This is a genomic window from Rhizobacter sp. P3_C12 (assembly GCF_056402735.1).
The window spans coordinates 1-1204 of record NZ_JBFUGW010000603.1; the positions used below are offsets into that span (position 1 = coordinate 1).

The window sequence follows — 1204 nt, forward strand, 5'->3', positions numbered from 1 at the left end:
GAATGSAATCTGGTCGGGGTTTTCGCAGACTGGAAGTGCGAAGCGGGTGATGCGGCGGCCTTCCTCGCCAGGGTCTGAGCGGCCGAACCCCGCAGAGATCAGCCTCGCAGCCTTGGGGTCACTCTATCCAAAAGCCGCCGTTCACGTCTGGCCGCATCTGGCCGACAACGGCTGCTGTTAAGGACGCGCTGCCTCGATCAGCAAGCCATAAAGCGTGGCGAGCCCCATGCCACCTGTCAGAAGTGCGACGAACCAAAGCCCATTGCGAATTGCAGCGATCTGGCTTGTGGGCTTCAGCGTCCACGACCGCGTGGCCGATGAGAACAGAACCAGAAGACAGAAGGCGCAGGAACCGAGGAAAGCGATCACTGTCGGCCATGCCGCTATTGAGACCTGCTCCTGACCAAGGCCCCCATTGAGCCAGATGCTCAAGCCCAGAAGGACGTTCCATGCTACGACCCAGCTGACGAGAATGCTTGCGCGGATGTGCTTGTGGAGTTCAAGCTTCATGAAAACCTTGTGCGATGCAGCGTGACTCGTAGGCTACCCGAAAGCAGCCCTTGGCGACCGGCAGCAACTGGCCGGCAGCGTGAGTTTGCCAGACCGCTCCAAAGCTGCCCTTCAGCATAGGAGGCTACGCCACCAGGGGTGCGGCTCAGAGCAAGTGCAAGCGGTGACCGCGCGCATCCTTCGTGGCCCTCAACTCGATGGGAGACCATCATGGGCACTGCAGGAAACGCAGTTCATCGCGAACCGTGGAACAAGGGCAAGCTCGTCGGGCAAAAAGCGCCATTCAAGCTCAGGGACATCTGGGCCCTGCGCGTCCGGTTGCAGATGGAAGGCCGGGTTCGTGAGTTGGCACTCTTCAACCTCGGCATCGACAGCAAGCTGCGCGGCTGCGATCTGGTCGGCCTGAAGGTCCGCGATGTGTGTCACGGTGATCAGGTGGCCGCGCGCGCCATCGTTGTCCAGCACAAGACCCAGCGCCCGGTTCAGTTCGAGATCACGCCGGCCGCCCGAGATGCCGTGCAGGCTTGGATCAAGCTCGCTGGGCTGAAGCCGGAGGACTTTCTGTTTCCGAGCCGCCTCCATGAATCGCTCCATCTCGGTACTCGCCAGTACGCCAGAATCCTCGGGCACTGGGTCTATGAACTGGGGCTGGATCGCGCCGACTACGGGACGCACTTGATGCGAAGGACGAAGG

2 protein-coding genes are annotated in these 1204 nt (G+C 61.3%); one reads left to right on the forward strand and one right to left on the reverse strand.

Going from position 1 to position 1204, the window contains the following annotated elements; translation table 11 throughout:
* Positions 1–177: 177 nt before the first annotated feature.
* Positions 178–510 (reverse strand): hypothetical protein, encoded by a 333-nt coding sequence (locus AC1DXV_RS34860; protein WP_477865491.1) that lies wholly within the window; start codon positions 508–510, stop codon positions 178–180.
* Positions 511–720: 210 nt separating this feature from the next.
* On the opposite strand from AC1DXV_RS34860, the gene AC1DXV_RS34865 reads away from it, so the two are divergent.
* Positions 721–1204 (forward strand): tyrosine-type recombinase/integrase (locus AC1DXV_RS34865; protein WP_477938080.1); only part of this gene is annotated, 484 nt, incomplete at its 3' end.